The following is a 19,637-nucleotide window of genomic DNA, read 5'->3' as shown; positions in this document are numbered from 1 at the left end:
ATCTTATGGAAAACCGCAATGTATGTTGCGGTTTTTTTATTTACTTTTGGGGAAAACGAATAAACATGAGCTTTAAATTATTAGCTATACGCTTTTTTAATGAAGGAACTACTTTAAAAAACCTACAAACCAATTTTATATATAAATTCTACAATAACTACACTTTTTATTCTGATGAAAATGCTACAACTGAAATTATTGGAAATACAGCTTTAGAAGTTAAAAGCATTAAACACAATAACACCCAAGAGGTAAATTTGTATTCTTTTAATGAACCAAATAATAAAAATAAAAAAGTAAATGTAAATATCTCTGCAATTGTTGGTAAAAACGGAAGCGGAAAAAGTGCTTTGGTGGAAAAGATTTTGGAGTTTTTGTATATGTTGTCTGAAAAATTCGATTTTATTCCAAAACAAAGTAGGAAAATTTTAGTTAATTCTGAAATATTTTATGAAATTGGAAATGATATTATTTTTTGTTTGAAAATTGGAAAATTATCATCCCTAAAAAAATCTGAAAATGATTTAGTTTATAGTAGATTTAAAAAAGGTGATTCTGTTTTCAAATTAAATGAAGAAAATAAAGAATTTAATAAATCCGATTTTTCACATCTATTCTTTTACACATTAATATTTAATTATTCTTTACACGCATTTAACTCAAAAGATTTTAAGGGATTTAATTTAGATAATGTATTTCATAAAAATGATGCTTACCAAATGCCCGTAGTTATCAATCCATTTAGGAATAGAGGAATTATAGATATAAACAGTGATACTTATTTAACTCTTTCTAGACTTTTAGGGAATGTTTTTTCTATAGAAGGCTATGAACTATATCTAGCTTCCAAAATAAAGAAAATTGAATTTATAACAAAAAAAATAGATTTGGAAGATTACTTTTTTAGATCTTCAGTAAAAGTTGATCCTAATATATTGAGGAATTTAAGAAGACATATGGGATTAGGTATTGATGAAAAATTTATTAAAGTATTAATTAAGCCTTTGTATGAAAAATATTTTAAGGGTGAAATATATGAGTATACAAAAGAAGATTGGGATAGTAATTGTGTAAACTATTTAGTTAAAAAGATAATTAATATTTTAGAGAGATATGAAATTTATTCAAAAAAACATCTTATAAAAATACCTTTGGGTTTAAATGAAAAAAAATTAAAAGAATATCAAAAGCAAAAATACGAAGTAGATAATCTTATAAAAGATAAAAAAATAAATGATGAAGATTTAAAAAAATATAAGGATTATAAGAGTATTTATATTGAAGGGAATTCTAATGAAAAAAATGGTATGGACAATTCCTATCGTTTCAGATATGGTTATGATCAATTAAGTAATTCTGAACTCAAAAAAATAAAGGAAATTCAAGAAGATTTTCAATCGAAAGGATTAATTAATGATGATATAGATGCTATTCTTGATTTTGAAAAACTGAGAGAAGAAAATGGAATTATAGGTCAGGTAGAAGAAGATGTTATACAATTAAACAGATTAAATAATGAAAAAAAATACAATTTAATAAACCATGGAGATAGCCGTCTTTTTGTAATACAATATAAAGACTTTATAGAAAAACTTGTTGAAGATAGAAGCCATATTACGTTAAAATTGAGACAGGCATTTAATTTTTTAAGAGATGATTTATATACTTATAATGATTCTGAGAGTTATGGAGATTCAGAGACTTTAAATACATTTTCTTTATCGGGTGAGGAGATTTCGGAAGTAAGAAATAAGATGAAGAAAAAAATAAAAAATGATTCTTTAACATCTGAAGAATTAGCACCTCCTTCATTTTTAAAATGCAGTTTTATTTTTGAAAATGGAAGTAGGTTTGATTATTTAAGTTCAGGAGAAAAACAACAAATTTATACCATAAGTTCTTTGATGTATCATTTGCATAATTTAGATTCTGTAAATCACAATTTAATACAATATAAAAATATCAACATAATTTTAGATGAAATAGAATTGTACGCACATCCCGAAATGCAGAGACAATTTATAAATAATCTATTGTTTCAATTAAAAAGCATCCAATTAAAAAATATTCAAAATATAAACGTTCAATTTATTACGCACTCACCGTTTATCTTATCCGATATTCCAAAGCAGAATGTATTGTTTTTAGAAGAAGGGAAACCAGCAGAATTTAAAGATAAAAATACTTTTGCGGCAAACATCACAGATTTATTAGCAGATAGCTTTTTCATTGGAGATGGTTTGATAGGTGATTTTGCGAAAGGAAAGATTGAGAAAACGATAGACTGGCTGAATAAAATCACAGAAATTAAAGATGAAATTAAAATATTAGAATTCAATAATAGTGATAATCAAAATAATGAAGAGCTTACAAAAAAATACAATGATATTGAAGAAATTTTAAAAGATGAAAAAGATGAAAATAAAAATTTTAAGGAAAACTTCAAAATAATTCAATTGATCGATGAGCCATTATTAAAATCAAAATTAGAAGAAATGTATAATGAAGCTACATCTTATTGGTTAAAAAAAGAAATTTTAGAAAATAGAAAACGTGAAATTGAAGAAGAATTAGAAAAACTTGAAAATATAAGATAATGCTTAATATATTATATTCAGATACCAAAGCTTTATTGTATTATAATGAGATTAAAAACAAAATCTTTCCTAGAATAAGGAAAGATGGTAATATATATATAGACGATATAGAGAAAAATAATTTAATCAATAAAATAGGTCTAACAAAAGAAAAAATAAAAGAGATTATTACTTCAAAACCAAAAAGATTAATTGAAATAAATAGTGAATTTATGAACAATTATATAACTAATTTTGAAGAGAGTGAATATTTTGCTTATACAGCATTAAAAGAAAATGAAAAAAGTTACTGCACAAAATATCATGAAAAAATATTGAATTTAAAAAGAGTTTTTAACTACAGACAATATGTAAGTAATAATTATTTTTTAGCAGAATTACTAGACATTCATACTTGTATTTATTGTAATAGAAATTATGTAAAAACAATAGGAAATACAAATGAGAAAACTGCAAGAGCAGAATATGATCATTTTTTTAGTCAAAGTAAATATCCCCTTTTGGCTTTAAGTTTTTATAATTTAATTCCTATTTGTGGAAACTGTAATAAAAAGAAATTAGATAACAATTTTACACTAAAAAGTCACTTGCATCCTTATTCCTTTTCTGATGAAGAGAAAAAATTTACTTTCAGCTTTAGAAAAAAGAATTTTATTGAAAACAATGTAAAAATAAATATTTCAACAAATGATAAAGCTTCTAAAGAAAAAATTGAAAAAACATTTTCAGATTTGCATTTAGAAAAAATCTACAATGTACATTCAGACAAAGAATTGAGAGATCTCTTAGATTTACGCTACAAATACTCCAAAAACTATTTAGACATTCTTTGCAATAAAACTTTTGAAAGTTTAAATTTATCACAAGAAGAAGCTTATCGCATGATTTTTGGTATTGAAACCAACGAAGATGATTACCATAAACGACCTTTTTCAAAATTCAAGCATGACATTATTGAAGAGCTCAAAAAGAGTTTTTAAACTAAATTTCTCTTCCCAATATTAAATTTTCAAAAATTTTAAAATTTTATTCATCTGAAAATCAATAGTTTAAATTACAATGTTAACTCAATGTTAACTCAATGTGAAATTATTGTAAATTATTTTATATATCTTTGGTAAAGAAATAGTAAATAAGTTTAATATAACATTTAAAACCAAAGAGTTATGAAAAATAAAATTCAGATATTTATTGCATCCTTATTTATATTTGGAATTGGAGTTTTTACATCAAATACAAAAGCACAGGTCAAAAACAGTAATTTAATTCAGGAAATCAAGCTTAATAAAAATGATGCTTTTACAGATATTAGAAAAGAGTTGTTAAATAATTTTGACTTTACCAATTATGAGTACAAACATGGCGTTGTGAATTCAGAAGTAAAATTTAATATCACAGAAAGCGGAAAAATTGTTAATGTTCATTCAACAGGTGATTGTAAGAATGTAAGTAAAGAAATCGAAAATGTACTGACCAATTTAAAGGTGAAGCAGAAAAAGCTAAACCAAGATCAAAATACCATTGCCTATACTTATGTAATGCCAGTTACCGTACAGATAGACAACAGATAACATTCATAAAATCTTTTATACTGAGCCATACAAATTCTGTATGGCTTTTTTATTTTAGGTGTAAATAATGAAAATTTTAAACGTAAAGTTGTAATAACTAAGAAAAATATTCGTTATATATTTGAATCAGACAAAATTAAAACAATATGAAAAATTTGAAGAAGCTAAGCAAGACAGATTTGAAATCGGTAAACGGCGGACAGCCAAAACAATACTGCGTTTTCTGCGAAAGAATCAACAAGCTTGTTTGCAGTGAAGCTCAGATTTCACAATGTCCTTAACAATTCAGACCGCTTTTTAGAAGGCGGTTTTTTTATGCTTCAAAAATTTTTAACACGAAGTTCGCAAAAGTTATTTTGAAATCATTGAAAATATTTTTTGTTCGCAACGGTACTTCGGCAAACTCAGCATAAACTGTTCACTCATTGATTTTTTTAATCGAGCAATTTTTGTTCTTCAAAAGACTTGTAAAATGAACGTTCTTAAGATAGCGTTCCTACGGAACGCCGAACATCTTGCGATAAAATTTCTAAACATATAAATTTCATAAAGTTTTCTACCTTTTTGTTTTAACAGCTTCAGCAAATGCCCTTTGAGTAAATCTAAACTTTTTATTTCCAGCTTCTCAAACAGACGGTAAAAATTTATACATTTGATAGTATAATAAAAACTGTTGTGAATCCTATTTTAGATATCGTTCTGCGTTCGCTCTGTGTTTATCTTTTCATGGTGATCGGAATCCGTGTTTTCGGGAAAAATCAGCTTTCGCAGCTTAACGCGGGAGATGTTGTTCTGCTGCTCCTGATTTCCAACGCTGTCCAGAACGCTATGGTAGGACAGGATACTTCGCTTCAGGGTGGTTTAATTGCTGCTCTGGTTCTTTTTGCGGCTAATTTTACCTTAAAAAGATTCATGTTCAGAAGTCCTGCTTTTAAAAGCTTCATGGAAGAAGATCCCGTTATCCTTATTAAAGATGGAGTAGTAGACGAAAAAGCGCTAAACAAAGTAAAAATAACTTCCGATGAACTGGAAGAAGCCGTGAGAGAACATGGTGTGGGAGGAATTGCGGTATTGGAAGTGGATGGAAACATCAGCGTGGTTTCCGAGGATAACAAAAGCAAGCAGACTCATTATTCCAGAATTAAAATAAAAAACAAACGAAAATATCATTAGCCATGAACTACGAGCTTAGAGAAATGCTTCCGAAAGATGAAGCCAGAGTTTTAGAAATTTTCAGACAGGGAATCGAAGGCGGAAAATCGACCTTCGAAACAACCGTTCCGACTGCCGAAGCATGGAATATGGATTATTATAATGACTGTCGCTGGGTTTTGGAAAATGAAAACAACGAAGTTGTTGGCTGGTGCGCCCTGAAACCCGTAAGCAAAAGAGAAAGCTACAAAGGCGTTGCTGAAGTAAGTGTGTATTTCGATAATGATTATCAGGGAAAAGGATTAGGCTCTGTTTTGCTAAAAAAGATGATTCTCGACAGCGAAGATCACGGCTTCTGGACGCTGCAGGTAAACATATTTCCGGAAAACGAAGGCGCTCTGAAAGCGCATCAGAATAATGGCTTCCGGATTGTAGGAACAAGAAAGAAAATAGGAAAGCTTAATGGTGAGTGGAAAGATGTTATTATGCTTGAAAGAAGAAGTGAGAATGTATTTTAACATAAAAAATACTAAAGTTTCTTAAATATTCACATAAAAGTAATAATAATTAATTATTGGCATTTGGATTGTAATTTTTCATATCGTAATTTGAAAAATATATATTTATGAAGATGCTGACTAAAATTTTGGGAATATTCCTAATTGTTTTTTCCTTTGTCCTGTACAATGCTGCTCCTTTACAGAGAGGTCATGGTCACGGAAGAGGACATGGTTATGGACACGGTCCAAAAAAACATTATTATCACGGACCAAAAAGAACTTACTACAGAACGGTAGTGTATCACAAACCACCGAGACGTTATTATAAAAAACATTATTACAGACCTGCAAGAAGGGTATATTATGCTCCAAGACCGCAGAGAGTCTATCACAGCAGACCTGTTGTTATTGTTAATTTATAAAAGATATAAGCATTGAAAACTTTCAGTGCTTTTTTATTTTACAGATGTTAAGCTTTGACAAATCGTTCATTCTCTTACACATTTGATTTTTGAAAGCAAATCCATTAAAAAAGAGTTTTGATAATATACATAAAAAAGGCTGTAATGATAGTAATACAGCCTTTTTTTTTATTAAATCTAAATCTAAATCTCAACCTTTTAAAGCCTCGATTTCTTAGGATTCAGAAAAGTATTGAAAATCATAACTTCCTGTCCGAATTTTGATTCAATTCTTTCAGCAATATTTTCCATTTCGCTTTTGATGAAATCTTCTCTCAGCTCATCATTATCAAAAATAAGAAGGAGATTATAATTTTTTCCCTCTTCAATATAATCGCTGTGTACTTCAGAAAGAATATATTGGTTAACGTCCATCAGATTTTCCGTCATTAAAACCAGGGTTTCATCCATATAATTTTCCCAGGCTTCAAGATTATTTTTTGTGCAGTGGAACGTTATGCTTAATATGCTCATATTTTATGAATTTTTAAGATTCTGTAGATAAATTTTACCGCAAAAATCGGCAAATTTTTCGTAAATTAGCCCGTTAATAAAAATACAAAAAAAATAATTTTCAGACGTATATCTAAGGGTCTGACTATCATTATAATAAAATTGTTTATGCAAAAAGAAGGAGAAAGACTGATTCCTATCAACATTGTTGATGAAATGAAGTCATCTTATATCGATTATTCGATGTCGGTTATCGTTTCCAGAGCGTTGCCGGATGTAAGAGATGGCTTGAAACCCGTTCATAGAAGAGTACTTTACGGTATGTATGGACTAGGGGTTTTTTCTAATCGAAAGTATTTAAAATCTGCGAGAATTGTTGGAGACGTTTTAGGTAAATATCACCCGCACGGAGACTACTCTGTATACTATGCAATGGTAAGAATGGCTCAGGACTGGAGCTTGCGTTATCCGCAGGTAGACGGACAGGGTAACTTCGGTTCCATGGATGGAGATCCGCCTGCAGCAATGCGTTACACCGAGGCAAGACTGAAAAAAATCTCCGATGAGGTTCTTTCGGATCTGGATAAGGAAACGGTAGATTTTCAGAATAACTTCGACGACAGTTTACAGGAACCAACAGTTTTACCTTCAAAAATTCCGAATCTTTTAGTAAACGGAACTTCCGGTATCGCAGTAGGTATGGCGACGAATATGGCTCCGCACAATTTATCAGAAGCTGTAGACGCAATCTGCGCTTATATCGACAACAGAGAAATTACTATTGATGAACTCATGCATCACATCATAGCTCCGGATTTTCCTACAGGGGGAATTATCTACGGATACGACGGCGTTAGAGATGCGTTCCATACAGGTCGCGGCAGAGTAGTTCTGAGAGCAAAAGTAGCTTTTGAAGAAATCGGAAACAGAAATGCAATCATCGTAAACGAAGTGCCTTATCAGGTAAACAAAGCGGAGATGATTGCAAGAACTGCGGAACTGGTAAAAGAAGAAAAAATTCCGGGAATTTACGAAATCAGAGACGAATCGGACAGAAGAGGACTTCGTATTGTTTATGAACTTAAAAATGATGCGATCCCGAATGTTGTTCTGAACTTACTTTATAAATATACAGCACTTCAAACCTCTTTCAGTGTAAACAATATTGCATTGGTTCACGGAAGACCGGAGCAGCTTAACTTAAAAGACATTATTCATCATTTCGTAGAGCACAGACATGAGGTTATTGTAAGAAGAACTCAGTTTGAGCTTAGAAAAGCTAAAGAAAGAGCGCACATTCTTGAAGGTTTCATGAAAGTGATCGGTTCTCAGGATTCTTTAGATAAAGCGATTTCAATCATCCGTCACTCTGCCAATCCGCAGGCTGCGAAAGAAGGATTGATCGAAGCTTTTGAGCTTTCCGAAATTCAGGCTCAGGCAATTCTAGATTTACGTCTTGCCCGTTTAACAGGAATGGAGCTTGACAAGATCCGTGATGAATATGATGCAATTATGAAAGAAATTGCAGATTTGGAAGATATTCTGGCAAACGAACCAAGAAGATTCCAGATCATCAAGGATGAATTAACTGAAGTAAAAGAAAAATACGGCGATGAAAGAAGAACCGAAATCGATTATTCAGGTGGTGAAATGTCTATCGAAGATATCATCCCGAATGAATCTGTGGTTCTTACCATTTCCCACGCAGGATACATTAAGAGAACTTCATTATCAGAATACAAAATCCAGAGCAGAGGTGGTGTAGGAAACAAAGCCGCAACTACAAGAGATGCAGATTTCCTTGAATATATTGTTTCGGCAACCAACCACCAATATATGCTCTTCTTTACAGAAAAAGGAAGATGTTACTGGTTAAGAGTATTTGAAATTCCGGAAGGCTCCAAAACGGCTAAAGGAAGAGCGGTACAGAACTTAATTAACATTGAACCGGACGATAAGATCAAAGCTTACATCAGAACCAACAACTTAAAAGATTCTGAATATGTAAACCAGATGAGCGTTGTGATGGTAACGAAAAACGGAACCATTAAGAAAACTTCGCTGGAAGCATACTCAAGACCTAGAGTAAATGGGGTGAATGCAATTGAGATCAGAGACAATGACCAATTGTTAGGTGCTTATTTAACGAACGGTACTTCGCAGATCATGATTGCTACGAAAAACGGTAAATGTATCCGTTTCCCAGAAGAAAAAGTAAGAGAAGTAGGAAGAGGATCTATCGGAGTTCGTGGTATTGCAATGGAAGAAGACGATGAAGCAATCGGTATGATTGTTGTAAATGATGTGGAGAAAGAAACAGTGCTTGTGGTATCTGAAAAAGGATACGGAAAAAGAACTGCGGTAGAAGATTACAGAATTACCAACAGAGGAGGAAAAGGAGTTATCACGCTGAATATCACTGAAAAGACAGGAAATCTTATTGCCATTCAGAATGTAACAGATGAAGACGGATTGATGATCATTAACAAATCGGGAGTTGCCATCAGAATGGGAATGGACGAAATGAGAGTGATGGGTAGAAATACACAGGGCGTAAGACTGATTAATCTTAAAAAGAATGACGAAATTGCTGCGATTGCAAAAGTAGAAATGGATAAAGAAGTAGAAGAAGAATCTGAAGAAAATGAGGAAGGGGTTGTAGGAACGCTATTTGATAACCAGGAAGACAATACAGATGCTCCTCAAGCTGAAAATGAAAATCCGGCAGAGGAAACTGAGAATTCTGATTCGGAAGAATAATTAATATTGTACAATTAATATAAAATAGTGATTATGAAAAAGCTAATTTTAGGGATAGCTATCGTGGCATCTGCTTTTGTTTTTGGACAAAAAGAAGATACTAACGCTAAACTTCAGGAAGCTAATAAAGTTGCCATGGACGCTTACAACGCGAAAAACTATGCAGCAGCGGCTCCTAAATTTATGGAAGTTTACAACCTGTTGAAAGCTAACGGACAGGACAATAAAGTATATATGTATTACTCAGGATTGAACTATGCTTTGGCAAACGATATTCCTCAGGCTACAAAAATATATACAGATTTGATCAGTTCCGGTTATACAGGTGTTGAAACCACTTATACGGCAAAAGACAACAAAACAGGTCAGGTTGCCAGTTATGATAAAAATACCTGGGAATTATTAAAGAAAACATCATCAAAAGACTATTCAGATTTTAAAACGGAACAGTCTCCAAGTGTTGAGCAGGATTTATATGAAACTTTAGCCACTTTATTAATCAATGCAAAGAAAAATGATGAAGCTTTAGCATTAATTGAAAAAGGACTTGCTAAATTTCCAAACAGCTCTAAACTGAAAGAATATCAGGGAAGTGCGCTGTATGCATCCGGAAATACAGAAAAATTCATGGCGAATTTAAAGGAACAATTGGCTAAAAACCCTAATGATGCGACCAACTGGTACAATTTAGGAGTTCTTCAGGCAAAAGATCCTGCAATGTCAACAGAAGCCATCGCATCTTTCCAGAAAGCAATCGAGTTAAAGCCTGATTTTGCTAATGCTTATCAGAATTTAGTATACACAGTAATCGGAGACGATGAAAAAGCTGTATCTGAAATCAATGCATTAAGAAAAACAAAACCGGACGATGCTACAAAATTAATTGAAGCAAGAAAAGAAAGGTTTACAAAAGCAATTCCTTACGGGGAAAAATGGCTTCAGGCATTACCAAACGATATTACAGCGGTTCAGGTAATGAAGGATGTGTATAATACATCTAAAAATACAGCCAAGTATAATGAAATGAAAGCTAAAGAAGCTGAATTGGCAGCAAAACAGCCTGCTAAATAATTTCAGATACTTACAATTAAGTATAAACCGGAACATCTTTGTTTCGGTTTTTTTATTCAATAGAAACAAATATTTTCTTGCTTTAGTAATATTCTGTCATTCTGAAAGAAGCGAAGCGTATTGAAGAATCTTATTCTATTGCCCAAATTTAATCCTCAAAAAAAATTGGGTTTTGTATTGAAATAAAGTTAGTTTTCAAATATTCAGCATTATTCAATTTTTTCAGCCAAAAAGTATATAATATTAACCTTAGTTCGGATAAGAAATAAATTTAAATAGTCGATTTATCGCATTATACTAATTTATCGCAAAGAAAAACAAAAGATTTTTCTACTTATTGAAAGTTGGTAAGCTAAACAAAGGCACTTCGTTTATTTAAAAAAGACAAAAATAGTATTACTTTGATAAGTTTTACGCCTTTGTATATCTTAAAAGCTTAATTCCTGATAATTGAATCTCTTTGTTTAACCTTGCGTTTAATAAGACTTATCCCGAACTCAGGTTAAAATAATTTCAAGCATCAAAAACAGCTAATATTAGAACCAAAATTCCAACGATTATCATCAAAAATCAATGTTAAAATTCTCTGCAATTCCGTATCTTTGAGAAAAATTTTTACAAAAATGATTGAGTGGAAAACCGCCAAAGAATACGAAGATATTACATACAAAAAATGTAATGGGGTAGCAAGAATTGCTTTCAACAGACCGGAAGTTCGTAACGCTTTCAGACCAAAAACAACTTCAGAATTATACGATGCTTTTTACGACGCTTATGAAGATCCTAAAATTGGAGTTGTCCTGCTTTCAGGAGAAGGACCAAGTCCGAAAGACGGAGGCTGGGCATTTTGCAGCGGTGGAGATCAGAAAGCAAGAGGACATCAGGGATATGTAGGAGAAGACGGAAGGCACCGTTTAAATATTCTTGAAGTTCAGCGTCTCATCCGTTTTATGCCAAAAGTCGTAATCGCGGTAGTTCCGGGTTGGGCTGTTGGTGGAGGACACTCGCTTCATGTGGTTTGCGATTTAACTTTAGCGAGTGAAGAACACGCAATTTTCAAACAAACTGATGCCGATGTTACCAGTTTCGACGGTGGTTACGGATCTGCTTATCTTGCAAAAATGGTAGGGCAGAAAAAAGCCCGTGAAATTTTCTTTTTAGGCAGAAATTATTCAGCTCAGGAAGCTTTCGAAATGGGAATGGTAAATAAAGTGGTTCCTCATGCAGAACTGGAAGATACAGCTTATGAATGGGCACAGGAAATTCTTGCAAAATCTCCGACTTCCATCAGAATGCTGAAATTTGCCATGAACCTTACAGACGACGGAATGGTTGGGCAGCAGGTTTTCGCAGGTGAAGCAACACGTTTGGCGTACATGACAGAAGAAGCAAAAGAAGGAAGAAATGCATTCCTCGAAAAAAGAAAACCGAATTTCGGAGACGATCAATGGATATCTTAACACAAGTAATTGGCAATGAGTAATGAGCAATAAGAACATTACTTATTACCAATTACTCACTACTTATACATTATGAAAGATTGGATAAAAGCCGCAAGGCTTAGAACGTTGCCGTTGTCGCTCAGCGGAATTATTATGGGAGCTTTCATTGCAAAATGGAGGCTTTATGGTGAAGGTAAAATTTGGGACTGGAGAATTTTTGCTTTGGCATTAGTCGTAACATTATTATATCAGATCCTTTCTAATTACGCCAATGATTACGGAGACGGAATTAAAGGAACCGATGCCAAAAGAGCAACAGAAGCAGAAGCAAGAGCAGTAGCCTCAGGAAAAATTACGGCAAAACAGATGAGAAATGCAGTTATTCTTTTCTCCGTTTTATCATTTATAGCAACAGTAGCCCTTTTATATGTGGCGTTTATTCCCGATTATATGAATGAATTTTACATATTCATCGGTTTGGGAATCTTGAGCATTTTAGCCGCAATTGGTTATACGGTGGGTAAAAAACCTTACGGATACATGGGATTGGGAGATATTTTTGTATTTATTTTCTTCGGTCTGGTTTCTGTCTGCGGAAGTTATTTCCTGTTTACCAAATCGTTCAGTTGGGATATGTTATTGCCCGGAACCGCAATCGGAATGATGAGCATGGCTGTTCTGAACCTGAACAATATGAGAGACATTGAAAGCGATAAACAATCAGGGAAAAACAGTTTTGCACTGAGAATCGGTTTCAAAAATGCAATGATTTATGAAATGATTCTTTTACAGCTTCCTCTGATTTTAATTTTGTTGTTCTTAGGAGTCAATGGTTTTTTCCAGACGCAGAATTACAAAGTGTTTATTGTCATGATCTTAATGATTCCTTTGATGAAAATCAGAAGAAAGATTATGACCGTAAAAAATCCCAGAGAACTGGATCCTTTCCTGAAACAGGTAGGAATCATGACGTTTATGATTGCAGCTCTTACTGCTGCAGGACTTAATCTGTTTGGTTAAAATAATAATATGACCGCTTTAAAAATTACCTCCTGTTTATCCGTAGCAGCAGCATTCATTATAATTTACAGTTTAATTAATGAAATGCAGGACGGGGCGTCACTCTCAGAGATTGCCTTTCTGCCATTTTTAATCCTGATTGCTGTTTTGGCAAACGCGGTTATGGCGGTGCTTTTTTTAGCAGGAAAAATAAAGCTGATAAAGGAATTCCTTATTATCCAGATTTTTATCTTGATGCTTACGGGCTTCATGATATTTCAGATTTTATTTAATTCAACAATTTCAGACTAAATCAAAATATAATTTTTAAATAAATTAAAATGAAAATACAATACTTAGGACAAAATTGCTTTTTGTTCACGTACAAAGACAAAACAATCTTATCAGATCCATTCTACAACTATAAAAAAGCAGAATCTGGATTCGATATTTCTGCACAGAAGATCGATTATATTTTATTAACGCACGCTCATGGAGATCACATTGCGGATGTAGAAGAAGTTTTACAACACCATCCTGAAGCAACCGTCATTGCAGTTCCCGAAATCTGCGGTTATTTCAAAAATGCAAAAAATACAGACGATGTCAACTTAGGAGGGTCAGCAAAAATCGATGATCTTAAAATTTCTATGGTTCCGGCTCATCATACAAGTTCGTTTCCGGACGGAAGTTATGGAGGCGTTCCTGTAGGCTATATTTTCAGGCTTCCTGAAGGTAAAAACCTTTATATGGCAGGAGACACCGGAGTAATGGCAGATATGGAACTGTTTCCAAGGTTATACGGTAATTTAGACCTTTCCATCCTTCCGATTGGAAGTCACTACACAATGTGCCCGAGAAAGGCAGCATTTGCAGCATCAGAATTATTAAAAACTCCAAAAGTGATCGGATGTCATTTTGATACTTTCCCTGCTATTGAAATTAATCATGAAAGTGCATTAAAGCATTTTGAAGATAAAAATGTAGAACTTGTTTTACCAAAACTGGGAGAGACGTTCGAATTTTAAATAAATGTTGGGAGGTAATTTGAAAACAGAAATCAAAATGTTGAAGTATATAAAAACAAAAAAAGATAATTATCAAATTACCTCTCTTCAACTTAAACCAATAAAAAATGGCAAGCTACCTAAATCACACCGCTACGACCGATTACCTTTGCTGCGTTCCCACCCTGGAGGATTCTCAGGAGCTGGTTGTTTAGGACTTGCCGTTGCAAAGGTAGGAATATTTTGCAAAACTCAAAACTTTATTAAAGAAAATTAATGGAAAAAATTGGCTTGCAGAGGTAGTTTGCTGAAATTCAGACCAATAATTTTTCAAAAATTTTCAAAAAAATTAGATATGACGAAGAGCCCTTCCACATTAGGAATTTTACTGTTTGGCGCTACGATGATTGTTTTTTTCGTGGTGTATTACTTCTTTTCAGGAGTTAATTATTTTGATATTTCATTGAAAGCCAACGCTTTCGTTTTACCGATTCTGTATGCCGGAGCTGCGTTCTGGTCGGTGAAATCGTACTGGAGCAGCCACAGAACGGTGAGCTTCAAAGAAGCATTTAAAAGAGCTTTCGTTCCCATGTTTATCGGAGGAATTTTATCCATTTTCAGTATTTATGCTTTCTTAAATTTTGTAGATACAGACGCGAAAAAACTGCTGAATTATCAGTATGTGACAAGACAGAAAGCGGAAATGGATAAAGAATATTATTCTGCAAGAAAAGTTTTAAAGCACCAGAAAGACATTGATGAACTGGATAAAAAGTACAAAGAAAGGCTTCCAAGCTTCTCTCCGGAGGCGGTGAAAGGAAAAGATATGCTTACTGCAAGTCATTTTTCAGGATATTTTGCGGCAATTCTTATATTTTACGTAGTTTTGTCAGTGTTTTTCGGAGCGTTTTTCAGAACAAAAACAATCTATCAGGAAGAACAAAATCAAGAATAATTTTTTATTAAAATTAAATGAATTTATCTATAGTTATTCCGTTACTGAATGAGGAAGCCTCTCTTGAAGAGCTTTTTTCAAGGATTGATAGCGTTTGTAAATCAAACAGTTTATCTTATGAAATCTGGTTTGTGGACGATGGAAGTACGGATCTTTCGTGGAGCATTATCGAGAATCTGAAAGTACAGCATCCTCAGATCCACGGAATTAAATTTTCTAAAAATTACGGAAAATCTCAGGCGCTTCATGCTGCCTTTGAAAGAACAAACGGCGATGTCATCATTACCATGGATGCTGATTTACAGGATTTTCCGGAGGAAATCCCTGAACTTTACAATATGGTTGTTCAGGATAATTACGACATTGTTTCCGGCTGGAAAAAGAAGCGTTTCGATAATGTAATGACGAAAAACGTACCATCGAAACTATTCAATGCCGCAGCCAGAAAAGTTTCCGGTGTTTATCTTCACGATTTCAACTGCGGACTGAAAGCTTACAAAAAGCAGGTCGTAAAATCTATTGATGTTTACGGAGATATGCACCGTTACATTCCGGTTTTGGCAGCAAATGCAGGATTCAGAAGAATTACAGAAAAAGAAGTACAGCATCAGGCGAGACCTTACGGAACTTCAAAATTCGGAACCGAAAGGTTTATCAGAGGATTTCTGGATTTAGTAACGCTTTGGTTTGTCAGTCGTTTTGGAGGAAGACCGATGCATTTCTTCGGAGCGGTAGGAACTTTAATGTTTATCTTTGGTTTTCTCTCTGCACTTTGGCTGGGTGTTTCAAAGCTGATTGATGTGGCAAGAGGAATTTATGGTCATTTAATTACCAATAATCCTTGGTTTTTTATCGCTTTAACCATGATGATTATGGGAACCCTGCTTTTTATTGCAGGATTTTTAGGCGAAATGATCATAAGAACCAACAGAGAACATAAAAATTATAATATTGACGAAGTAATTTAACGGAAAAAATAGATGTAATCATTTAATATGAATAAAAAGCGCTGTCTGAACTGTGGTCATTCTCTTTCCGATGAGTATTGTGCTCATTGCGGACAGAAATCTGACACGGCGAGAATAACTCCGGTTTTATTCATCAAAAATGATGTTTTAGGCTCTATATGGCATGTCGAAGCAAGGTTTTTGAATACGTTGAAAGAAATTTTAATAAGACCCGGAATAACCGCAACCAATTACATCAGCGGAAAAAGAATAAGGTATTATAATTTTATTTCGCTGTTGCTTATTCTTTTTGGGTTTAACGTTATAGCCTTTCATCTGTATGTTGATACTGCTAAAATAGATCTAAAAGCAGAAGATTCTAAAACCATAGATTTTTTCACAAAATATTCAAAAGCAACATTATTGCTTCTGATTCCTATTCTTGCCTGTAATGGGTGGATTGTCTTCAAAAAAATAAAGTTTAATCTTGCAGAACATTTTGTAATTGCTACTATAAGTTTAATCGGGATTCTTGTTTTTTTTCTCACGGATGATCTCATCAGTATCATGGGAACTTACAAACCTCTTTCAGGAATTTCTGATGGTATTGACAGGGTTTTGGAAACTGCATTTATTTTCTTTCTTGCATTCGTTTATATAAATGCATTCAGGAAAAGATACTCTTGGGCAGGGTTGGCTTGGAGACTTCTCGTATTTTACATATTAGTTCTTTCAGAAGTTCTTTTTTTAATGTTGTTTATTGAAAAATTCCTATAATTTAAAATGAAAAAAATACTTTTAATCATCATAATAGCTTCTGCGGTTTCCTGCGGAAAAGTTTCCCCGAAAGGGAATATTGAAAGGAAGGACGTAGATGTTTCAGAATTTGTAAACCTCGATCTGGAAGGAAAATTCCGTGTGTTTTATGCAAGAGGAAACAAAAATTTTATAGAAATCGAAACCTATCCTAATGTCGCCGATAATCTTGAGGTGGATGTAAAAGATAAAACCTTAACCATCAGAGAAAAACGAGGAACAGAAGGAGTTGATTTTTATAATGTAACAATCTATTCAAAATACAATCTTGAAAAAGTTATCGCTTCGGATTCTGTAGAAATGAACATTTCGAGCGAAATTAAGACCGATAATTTTAAGCTTAATTTAAAAAATTATGCTACATTTATGGGTTCGGTAAATACAAGAAGGGCAGAAGTGGAAATGATGAACCGAAGCAGAGCCAATTTTCTGGGGCAAACCAAAGATGCTGTCATTAAAGTATCTGATACAGCAAGTTTAATCGCTCCTTACTGGAAAATTGAAAACCTGAATATCGATTCTAAAAACGGAAATTACGCCGAAGTGAATGTAAAAGATTCCTTAAAAGGACATATTCAGAATACAGCAAAATTTGTGTATTATAATGATCCAATTAGAGCTTTTAAAATTGATAAAAGTACGAGAGTGGAAAATAAGAAATTAGACTAAGTAGGAAGTTGGAGGCTGGATGATGGAAGTTTAGAGGATTTGAATTTTCAATCTGTTAATCAACATAATACAAATGAGTTTTAAATTTGAAAAGTTAATTATTTGGCAAAAATCAATGGAGTTTGGAGAAAGTATTTTTCAGCTTACTTTGCAATTTCCTAAAGACGAAGCCTTTAATTTAACTTCTCAAATCAGAAGAGCTTCTGATTCAGTTGCATTAAATATTTCTGAAGGGAGTATTTTACAGTCTAAAGCAGAGTTTAGGAAATTTTTGGGATATTCAATCCGTTCATTAGCAGAAACAGTAACCTGTCTTTATAAAGCAAAGAATAGAAATTATATTTCAGAAGAGGATTTTAATAAATTATATAATGAGAGCTATAATCTTATGAATCAGATAATAGCTTTTAGAAACCAAATAAAAGAATAATAAAGGCTGGAAGCCTTATGCCGTGAATAGACTTCCGGCTTCCAACTTCCAGCGTCCAGCTAAAAAAACATACAAATATGACAACATTAGAAAAAGCAAAACTATGGCTTGGGGAAACATTTGATGAGGAAACAAGAAACGCTGTTCAGGAATTAATCAACAGCAATTCGCCTGATCTGGAAGACTCTTTTTACAGAGAATTGGAATTCGGAACAGGAGGAATGAGGGGAATTATGGGTGTCGGAACCAACCGTTTAAATAAATATACTTTAGGTCAGGCAACACAGGGACTTGCAAATTATATGTTAAAGCAGTTTCAGGGAGAAGAAATTAAAGTGGCAATTGCTTATGACGTAAGAAATAACTCGAAAGAATTCGGAAAACTGGTGGCTGATGTTTTAACGGCGAACGGAATTAAAGTATTGCTTTTCAAAGATCACAGACCGACTCCTGAATTGTCTTTTACCGTGAGAAATAAAAAATGTCACGGAGGAATTGTTTTAACGGCTTCCCATAACCCGCCGGAATATAACGGTTACAAAGTATACTGGAATGACGGAGCGCAGATTGTTCCGCCACACGATGAAGCAATCATCAATGAAGTTTATTCTGTGAAATTTGAGGAAATTAAATTCAACGGAAATGATGATTTAATCGAATGGATCGGGGAAGAGCAGGATGATGTGTATATTGATGCATGTATCGAAAATTCTACCTATCAGAATGTTGGAAAAGAAAATTTAAACATCGTTTTCACATCCATTCACGGAACAACCTATACAACCGTTCCGAAGGCATTGGAAAAGGCAGGTTTCAAAAAAATTGATCTTGTAAGAGAACAAATGATCCCAAGCGGAAATTTCTCAACGGTAGATTCTCCGAATCCGGAAGAACCGGCCGCTTTGGAAATGGCAATGGATCTGGCGAAAATTACCAATGCAGATATCGTAATCGGAACAGATCCGGATGGTGACAGACTGGGGATTGCAGTAAGAAATCTTGACGGTGAAATTGAATTATTGAATGGAAACCAGACCAATACGATCCTTACGTACTATATTTTAAACGAATGGAGAAAGCAGGACAGAATCACAGGAAAAGAATTCATCGGTTCTACGATCGTAACTTCAGATATTTTCTTTGATATTGCACAGAGATTTGGTGTAGATTGTAAAGTCGGATTAACCGGATTTAAATGGATCGGAAAAATGATCCGTGATTTCGAAGGAAAAGAAAAATTCGTTTGCGGGGGCGAAGAAAGTTTCGGTTTCATGACCGGAGATTTCGTACGTGATAAAGATTCTTGCGGAAGTATTGTTTTAGCCTGCGAAATTGCAGCGTGGTGTAAAGCCAACGGAAGAACGATGTACCAATACATGATTGAAATTTATCAGGAATTGGGAATGTATTATGAAGGATTGGTAAATCTGGTAAGAAAAGGAAGAGACGGAGCAGAAGAAATCCAGAATATGATGAAAAACTTCCGTGAAAATCCTCCAAAAGAATTGGCTGGTTCATTGGTTGAAGAGGTAAAAGACTTTAAAGAACAGACTAATTTCATTGTTTCAAAAGGTGAGAAGCAAGTAATGAACGATATTCCGAAATCGAATGTATTGATTTATTACACTCAGGACGGAACCAAAGTCTGCGTAAGACCTTCCGGAACAGAACCGAAGATTAAATTTTATATTTCTGTAAAAGATTCTATTACTTCTGAAGCAGATTTCAGAGATAAATTGAAATCTTTAGAAGCAAAAATAGAAGAAGTAAGAAAGGATTTGAAATTAGATTAATTTCATTCGATCTT

The 19,637-nt window shown here is 33.5% G+C and carries 20 protein-coding genes and 1 other RNA gene; 19 read left to right on the top strand and 2 right to left on the bottom strand.

The genetic code is table 11. From position 1 onward, the window contains the following. Positions 1–65: 65 nt before the first annotated feature. The 7 genes from H6W53_RS01825 (at position 66) to H6W53_RS01795 (ending at position 6,242) form a co-directional block, all read left to right on the top strand. On the top strand, positions 66–2,597 hold the full coding sequence (locus tag H6W53_RS01825; protein ID WP_185204634.1) for a hypothetical protein: 2,532 nt from the start codon (positions 66–68) through the stop codon (positions 2,595–2,597). After that, positions 2,597–3,577, top strand: a complete 981-nt coding sequence (locus H6W53_RS01820; RefSeq protein ID WP_185204633.1) for an HNH endonuclease — start codon at positions 2,597–2,599, stop codon at positions 3,575–3,577. The genes H6W53_RS01825 and H6W53_RS01820 overlap by 1 nt, the downstream gene beginning before the upstream one ends. Before the next feature lie 186 nt (positions 3,578–3,763). After that, complete coding sequence (locus tag H6W53_RS01815) at positions 3,764–4,168, top strand: hypothetical protein (protein ID WP_185204632.1); 405 nt, start codon at positions 3,764–3,766, stop codon at positions 4,166–4,168. A 146-nt stretch (positions 4,169–4,314) separates the two neighbouring features. Beyond that, positions 4,315–4,449, top strand: a complete 135-nt coding sequence (locus H6W53_RS01810; RefSeq protein WP_087710302.1) for a bacteriocin-like protein — start codon at positions 4,315–4,317, stop codon at positions 4,447–4,449. A gap of 394 nt (positions 4,450–4,843) precedes the next feature. Further along, complete coding sequence (locus H6W53_RS01805; RefSeq protein ID WP_185204631.1) at positions 4,844–5,341, top strand: DUF421 domain-containing protein; 498 nt, start codon at positions 4,844–4,846, stop codon at positions 5,339–5,341. Between the two features lie 2 nt (positions 5,342–5,343). Continuing rightward, a complete protein-coding gene (locus tag H6W53_RS01800) occupies positions 5,344–5,838 on the top strand; it encodes a GNAT family N-acetyltransferase (RefSeq protein WP_185204630.1) in 495 nt (164 codons plus the stop codon). A gap of 107 nt (positions 5,839–5,945) precedes the next feature. Further along, positions 5,946–6,242, top strand: coding sequence for a hypothetical protein (locus tag H6W53_RS01795; protein WP_185204629.1), 297 nt, complete (start codon positions 5,946–5,948; stop codon positions 6,240–6,242). 198 nt (positions 6,243–6,440) lie between these two features. Here H6W53_RS01795 and H6W53_RS01790 read toward each other — a convergent pair whose 3' ends face one another. Then, positions 6,441–6,755, bottom strand: a complete 315-nt coding sequence (locus tag H6W53_RS01790) for a DUF4286 family protein (RefSeq protein WP_185204628.1) — start codon at positions 6,753–6,755, stop codon at positions 6,441–6,443. A gap of 147 nt (positions 6,756–6,902) precedes the next feature. Between H6W53_RS01790 and gyrA the strand changes: the two genes are divergently transcribed. The 6 genes from gyrA (at position 6,903) to H6W53_RS01760 (ending at position 14,034) form a co-directional block, all read left to right on the top strand. Continuing rightward, a complete protein-coding gene (gene gyrA / locus H6W53_RS01785; protein WP_185204627.1) occupies positions 6,903–9,494 on the top strand; it encodes a DNA gyrase subunit A in 2,592 nt (863 codons plus the stop codon). A gap of 33 nt (positions 9,495–9,527) precedes the next feature. After that, positions 9,528–10,565, top strand: coding sequence for a tetratricopeptide repeat protein (locus H6W53_RS01780; protein ID WP_087710290.1), 1,038 nt, complete (start codon positions 9,528–9,530; stop codon positions 10,563–10,565). Positions 10,566–11,188: 623 nt separating this feature from the next. Beyond that, positions 11,189–12,025: a 1,4-dihydroxy-2-naphthoyl-CoA synthase gene (locus tag H6W53_RS01775; RefSeq protein ID WP_076390536.1), complete on the top strand. Its 837-nt coding sequence runs from the start codon at positions 11,189–11,191 to the stop codon at positions 12,023–12,025. A gap of 72 nt (positions 12,026–12,097) precedes the next feature. After that, complete coding sequence (gene menA, locus H6W53_RS01770; protein ID WP_185204626.1) at positions 12,098–13,027, top strand: 1,4-dihydroxy-2-naphthoate octaprenyltransferase; 930 nt, start codon at positions 12,098–12,100, stop codon at positions 13,025–13,027. A gap of 9 nt (positions 13,028–13,036) precedes the next feature. Next, positions 13,037–13,318: a hypothetical protein gene (locus tag H6W53_RS01765; protein WP_185204625.1), complete on the top strand. Its 282-nt coding sequence runs from the start codon at positions 13,037–13,039 to the stop codon at positions 13,316–13,318. A gap of 29 nt (positions 13,319–13,347) precedes the next feature. After that, a complete protein-coding gene (locus H6W53_RS01760; RefSeq protein ID WP_185204624.1) occupies positions 13,348–14,034 on the top strand; it encodes a metal-dependent hydrolase in 687 nt (228 codons plus the stop codon). Positions 14,035–14,139: 105 nt separating this feature from the next. Here the strand turns inward: H6W53_RS01760 and ffs are convergent. Beyond that, positions 14,140–14,237: signal recognition particle sRNA small type (gene ffs, locus H6W53_RS01755), an RNA gene on the bottom strand. 131 nt (positions 14,238–14,368) lie between these two features. Between ffs and H6W53_RS01750 the strand changes: the two genes are divergently transcribed. From H6W53_RS01750 to H6W53_RS01725, 6 genes are all read left to right on the top strand, one after another. After that, positions 14,369–14,968 (top strand): DUF4199 domain-containing protein, encoded by a 600-nt coding sequence (locus tag H6W53_RS01750; protein ID WP_185204623.1) that lies wholly within the window; start codon positions 14,369–14,371, stop codon positions 14,966–14,968. A 17-nt stretch (positions 14,969–14,985) separates the two neighbouring features. Continuing rightward, the gene (locus H6W53_RS01745) at positions 14,986–15,936 is read left to right on the top strand and encodes a glycosyltransferase family 2 protein (protein WP_185204622.1); all 951 of its coding nucleotides are present in this window, start codon (positions 14,986–14,988) and stop codon (positions 15,934–15,936) included. Between the two features lie 27 nt (positions 15,937–15,963). Further along, positions 15,964–16,692, top strand: coding sequence for a DUF3667 domain-containing protein (locus H6W53_RS01740; protein ID WP_185204621.1), 729 nt, complete (start codon positions 15,964–15,966; stop codon positions 16,690–16,692). Positions 16,693–16,698: 6 nt separating this feature from the next. Further along, positions 16,699–17,400 (top strand): GIN domain-containing protein, encoded by a 702-nt coding sequence (locus H6W53_RS01735; protein ID WP_185204620.1) that lies wholly within the window; start codon positions 16,699–16,701, stop codon positions 17,398–17,400. Between the two features lie 73 nt (positions 17,401–17,473). After that, complete coding sequence (locus H6W53_RS01730; RefSeq protein ID WP_185204619.1) at positions 17,474–17,830, top strand: four helix bundle protein; 357 nt, start codon at positions 17,474–17,476, stop codon at positions 17,828–17,830. 77 nt (positions 17,831–17,907) lie between these two features. Continuing rightward, positions 17,908–19,623, top strand: a complete 1,716-nt coding sequence (locus H6W53_RS01725; protein WP_185204618.1) for a phospho-sugar mutase — start codon at positions 17,908–17,910, stop codon at positions 19,621–19,623. Positions 19,624–19,637: the final 14 nt, after the last annotated feature.

Source organism: Chryseobacterium sp. C3 (genome assembly GCF_014218905.1).
In the GTDB taxonomy this organism is placed as follows: domain Bacteria; phylum Bacteroidota; class Bacteroidia; order Flavobacteriales; family Weeksellaceae; genus Chryseobacterium; species Chryseobacterium mucoviscidosis.
The sequence above is the reverse complement of the archived record's forward strand: the minus strand, read 5'-3'. Positions and strand labels throughout refer to the sequence as shown.

Coding starts and splice junctions, on each gene's coding strand:
- H6W53_RS01825 (WP_185204634.1), top strand. CDS start 66: ATGAGCTTTAAATTATTAGCTATACGCTTTTTTAATGAAGGAACTACT.
- H6W53_RS01820 (WP_185204633.1), top strand. CDS start 2,597: ATGCTTAATATATTATATTCAGATACCAAAGCTTTATTGTATTATAAT.
- H6W53_RS01815 (WP_185204632.1), top strand. CDS start 3,764: ATGAAAAATAAAATTCAGATATTTATTGCATCCTTATTTATATTTGGA.
- H6W53_RS01810 (WP_087710302.1), top strand. CDS start 4,315: ATGAAAAATTTGAAGAAGCTAAGCAAGACAGATTTGAAATCGGTAAAC.
- H6W53_RS01800 (WP_185204630.1), top strand. CDS start 5,344: ATGAACTACGAGCTTAGAGAAATGCTTCCGAAAGATGAAGCCAGAGTT.
- H6W53_RS01795 (WP_185204629.1), top strand. CDS start 5,946: ATGAAGATGCTGACTAAAATTTTGGGAATATTCCTAATTGTTTTTTCC.
- H6W53_RS01790 (WP_185204628.1), bottom strand. CDS start 6,755: ATGAGCATATTAAGCATAACGTTCCACTGCACAAAAAATAATCTTGAA.
- gyrA (WP_185204627.1), top strand. CDS start 6,903: ATGCAAAAAGAAGGAGAAAGACTGATTCCTATCAACATTGTTGATGAA.
- H6W53_RS01780 (WP_087710290.1), top strand. CDS start 9,528: ATGAAAAAGCTAATTTTAGGGATAGCTATCGTGGCATCTGCTTTTGTT.
- H6W53_RS01775 (WP_076390536.1), top strand. CDS start 11,189: ATGATTGAGTGGAAAACCGCCAAAGAATACGAAGATATTACATACAAA.
- menA (WP_185204626.1), top strand. CDS start 12,098: ATGAAAGATTGGATAAAAGCCGCAAGGCTTAGAACGTTGCCGTTGTCG.
- H6W53_RS01765 (WP_185204625.1), top strand. CDS start 13,037: ATGACCGCTTTAAAAATTACCTCCTGTTTATCCGTAGCAGCAGCATTC.
- H6W53_RS01760 (WP_185204624.1), top strand. CDS start 13,348: ATGAAAATACAATACTTAGGACAAAATTGCTTTTTGTTCACGTACAAA.
- H6W53_RS01750 (WP_185204623.1), top strand. CDS start 14,369: ATGACGAAGAGCCCTTCCACATTAGGAATTTTACTGTTTGGCGCTACG.
- H6W53_RS01745 (WP_185204622.1), top strand. CDS start 14,986: ATGAATTTATCTATAGTTATTCCGTTACTGAATGAGGAAGCCTCTCTT.
- H6W53_RS01740 (WP_185204621.1), top strand. CDS start 15,964: ATGAATAAAAAGCGCTGTCTGAACTGTGGTCATTCTCTTTCCGATGAG.
- H6W53_RS01735 (WP_185204620.1), top strand. CDS start 16,699: ATGAAAAAAATACTTTTAATCATCATAATAGCTTCTGCGGTTTCCTGC.
- H6W53_RS01730 (WP_185204619.1), top strand. CDS start 17,474: ATGAGTTTTAAATTTGAAAAGTTAATTATTTGGCAAAAATCAATGGAG.
- H6W53_RS01725 (WP_185204618.1), top strand. CDS start 17,908: ATGACAACATTAGAAAAAGCAAAACTATGGCTTGGGGAAACATTTGAT.